This window comes from Frankia tisae, from assembly GCF_025403405.1.
GTDB classification, from domain to species: Bacteria; Actinomycetota; Actinomycetes; order Frankiales; family Frankiaceae; genus Frankia; species Frankia tisai.
Genome location: NZ_JANEZT010000499.1, coordinates 1 through 3,608 on the forward strand (window position 1 = coordinate 1; position 3,608 = coordinate 3,608).

General features: G+C 59.0%; 3 protein-coding genes. 1 reads left to right on the forward strand and 2 read right to left on the reverse strand.

Annotated features, from left to right (window positions below; genetic code table 11):
- Nucleotides 1-404 precede the first annotated feature (404 nt).
- Together NBZ85_RS28760 and NBZ85_RS28765 are read right to left on the reverse strand one after the other, a co-directional pair.
- Nucleotides 405-1,223 (reverse strand): toll/interleukin-1 receptor domain-containing protein, encoded by an 819-nt coding sequence (locus tag NBZ85_RS28760; RefSeq protein ID WP_261563090.1) that lies wholly within the window; start codon nucleotides 1,221-1,223, stop codon nucleotides 405-407.
- 174 nt (nucleotides 1,224-1,397) lie between these two features.
- Nucleotides 1,398-1,577, reverse strand: a complete 180-nt coding sequence (locus NBZ85_RS28765) for a hypothetical protein (RefSeq protein ID WP_261563092.1) — start codon at nucleotides 1,575-1,577, stop codon at nucleotides 1,398-1,400.
- Nucleotides 1,578-2,668: 1,091 nt separating this feature from the next.
- On the opposite strand from NBZ85_RS28765, the gene NBZ85_RS28770 reads away from it, so the two are divergent.
- A complete protein-coding gene (locus tag NBZ85_RS28770; protein WP_261563094.1) occupies nucleotides 2,669-3,292 on the forward strand; it encodes a hypothetical protein in 624 nt (207 codons plus the stop codon).
- The last annotated feature ends 316 nt before the right edge of the window (nucleotides 3,293-3,608 follow it).

The following is a 3,608-nucleotide window of genomic DNA, read 5'->3' on the forward strand; positions in this document are numbered from 1 at the left end:
CTCGATAGGGAGAGCCGGCGTTCGTCCGTCTGTGGCCGCGGGAGGGGCCGTCCAGGCCCCACGCAGGGGTCCGTTGGGTTTATCCGTGCCGGTCCGTGGCAGGATGACCATGCTTGCATCAGTGATCGTCAGGGGGGAAGGGTAGGCATGCTGTTTGGCGTCGTCGGGGGGGTAGCCCTCGGCATCCTCGCTATAAGCGTCGGTAGCGTCGGCTTCGGTATCGGTATCCTCGTGATCACCGTGTTACTCGGCGCACTCGCCTTTTTCGGTTGATCGATCATGGGTCACGCCGCCGTCGCGTCAGCCCCGCCCACGCCAACGCTCGCGCGGGCTATCGATGCGTCGCCTTGTGCGACGGCCTCGGATGCGACTTAGGCCCTCACCGAGGGTGGCGATTGCGATTGCTATTGCGACTTCCTAAGAGTTACCGCACCGGTGCGGATCATCCATCTAGCAGCATAAACACCGATGGGAACAAAAAGTAGTGCGCCTCCATATGTAACGTTGATAGAAGAGTTCTGACTGAAATGCGTATGGAAGATCTTTGAAATGCCGAGGAGGGTGCCGATAGAAAGTGCGGCACCAGCAAGAGCAACGAAAAAGCACACGTAGAAGTAAAAGCCTAGCTTTGTCGGCGGATTGCGCCTTCTTCTCTCTAGTGGCGGACCAGTATAAGGCCTTCTTCTACCCAATGACCGCTCAGGCCGAACGGTAGCGTGCGATGGCACCTGCCGGCTTTCCGGTCCGGGGAACCTCGGCGCTGCCGCCGGTTTCGCGCGCCCGGCCTTCATCTGCCGAATCCCCTCTAGCAACAGGTTCCGAGCTATCTCTGGCGGCCGATCGAAAAGATCGATGGACACCACAGAGCCGAGCACTCCAGGACGATTGCAATTTTCGACCCTGATTGGCAACAGCTTCCGCTCGAATCCCTGCGGATCGTCACGATATGCGGCCTGCCACTCAGATTCCCCGAACACGGATTTCAGATATTCTCTGGAAAGTACGGCGATCGTCCTCACGGCACGAGTAATACCATGCTGCATGTTCGAATTCCAATTTGAGCCGGGAACGGAATCCCATGCCTGGAACATAACGTGATATCCGGCCTCTTCCAGCTCCCAAGCGATCCACTCTGCCCACGGGCGATCAGCCCGAGTGTAGGAAATAAAAAAGTCCCAACTGACAGCCTGAGCATCTCCCCCGTCCAGCACAGGACCGATCATCCCACGCGCCCCTAGCCGGAGTGCACCCGACCGGTGACAGGGTGGGGGACGGCTAAAACCCGGCATGCGCTGACCAGCACTCTTATCGTTACGACCTGGACGCCGGCCCCGTGTCTGACTAGGGAGAACTGGCGTTCGCGCATCTGTGGCCAGCTCAGGGCCAGAGAGGGTACGTCAGCCTTCGGCGTCTGGGACGTCCACGCCTTCGGCCCTGAGTAGCTCACGGAGCTTTCGATCGGGGGAGCTGCCGCGCTTCGGGTTCAGGATCAGATCAACCCGAGCGGGCTCGGCTGAGGTGATCACAACTTCGTCTGTCGCTTCGTCGTACCACACGTTCACGGTGAGCTTCGCCATCGTGGCCACCCTCCGATCATGCCGCTTCGAGTAACTGATCATACGTGCCAGGCGTCCCCAGGTTGAGCCCGCAAGTCCAAGATGCACGCTTGCCGTTCGCCTGAGCCATGGCGGCCTACCCGAGACACCGGACCGCCAGGGACAGGCCGTCAGCGGCCCTCTCGGCCCCGGCATTCGCGCAGCAGAGAGACGAGCATTGCCGGGCGGGCAGCGCCTCCTATGTGGGAGGATGTCCATGATCTACAACTGAACATCGAACCCTTGGCATCCCCTCGGGCCCCACGATCGGCAGGCGGACCACGTCTGTCCGGAGCGTCCACACCGGTCGCTCAGTCTCGGCCCGAAGGAGATGCCCATGACGCCAGAACTGATCATGTTCGCCATGATGGTTCTAGCGATCATCCTTGGCCCGTCACGCCGATAGCCAAGGGGGGTCGGCCGGGAAACCCCCGAGCCGGCTTCCGTCCCGCAGTTCGCTACTGGCGTATCGGTGGCTCTCGCAATTTCGAGTTCAGCCTTTCAGCTGGTCCATGGCCACTTGATTCCCTCGTGCGTAGGGGAGTGGCAGCGCGTAATCCGTAGCTCGAGTCTCCATAGGCTGTTGCATCGACCCCCAGCAGCCACCACACACAGCGAAGACCAGAACCAGGTACCCGAAGCGAGGCCCGTACAGGGTCTAGCTCGGAGGGAGCTCGTAGCACCAGCAAGCATGGCTTGGGCGTAACAGCCAAGGGCCCGTGTAACGGCGCGTCGGGCGCGTTCCGTCTGCCTTCGGCGACGATCACGCACGGTAGCCAGCCGCGACGCGGGAAGGCTCAGCGCGCCCCAAGCGGCTAAGGGTGACTGAACCGGCTCACATCCGATACCATCGGCCGACTTGTTGGGCACGTCGATGGGGGTTGCGATGCCCGTACCTGTTCGGGCTAGGGTCTCCGTCGGACGACGGGGGGCCAAATGACTTCGCCTCGGCAGAAGATTTTCAAGATCCATATCTTAGGGTCAAGGGCATTTAGAGAAAGACTGGCTTCGCGCTGCGACTGAAGTCAGGCCCTGAATCTACCGGCGAAGCGTCAAGGAGTTCAAGCAAGAATATGGGAAGAGCAAATCTAACCCGCGACCAAAGTATTGCTCTTTTGGGTCTCGTTGTAGCAATCATCGGGACGCTCTTAACTTATCTAGCATTTAGATCTCAGGGTTCCGATTCTTCGGGTGCTGCCGAGCTACCTAAGTCATCTATTTCTAGATTGACGGAACCGCAGGAATCTATTGCTGCGACGCCAAGTCCAGTGCGCACCCGCGATCCAAAAGTTGGATTCGGGATCTACCATTCCGGCCGGATGGTACTGCATCATGGGACTCAAGTTGATCTTGATGCGCCTCAAGACGATGCTCAATGGCGGGCAAGCTTGGCCCTTTATCCCAGAAAAGACATTACATTCGACAACTATAGTCGTGGATTCTTGATCACAGCCCTACTTTCGTCCACTGGAGTGTACGACGCCGGCCAAGATGCCCCTTTTGAATACAGAACCTGCAAATATGGGCCCGACTATGCGGAGGAGATATCGAGCAAGGCGACACGTGAAGGGCGTGTGATATGTGCCCTTACTAACGAGAATCGACTTGTCGCAATGCGTTTGGTGAGTGTCGTCAAGGACGAACCTGACCCGACGCTCACTTTTGATGTGACGACCTTCAAGCTCGACACTGACTAAAATGATGAATTTATGCAGGGTTGTGGCCGACGAAACATGGCGTTGGTGTCGCGGAGTTTGGTAGTCGAATCTGGCTCGCCCTCGCGGTTAGCGACTGGTAAGACTTCCATCTGAGTTAAAATTTTTTCGGCCTTTGGCGTACTGACGTCAGATGACGATATTCAGGCCGCCCGTATCAAGTGCCACTTCCGGATGCAACGCTCCGATGCGCTGGTGGAGTGCCGACTGAAGGGAAGCGGGCCCCGCCGTGAGAGGCGGGGCCGACGAACCGCCCCCTTCGCCCGGCCACGCTCCCACAGGAGTGCGCTGACGACGC

What these genes read in the sequence shown, in the direction of transcription:
- NBZ85_RS28760 (WP_261563090.1), bottom strand. Translation starts at nt 1,223, where the DNA reads ATGATCGGTCCTGTGCTGGACGGGGGAGATGCTCAGGCTGTCAGTTGG.
- NBZ85_RS28765 (WP_261563092.1), bottom strand. Translation starts at nt 1,577, where the DNA reads ATGGCGAAGCTCACCGTGAACGTGTGGTACGACGAAGCGACAGACGAA.
- NBZ85_RS28770 (WP_261563094.1), top strand. Translation starts at nt 2,669, where the DNA reads ATGGGAAGAGCAAATCTAACCCGCGACCAAAGTATTGCTCTTTTGGGT.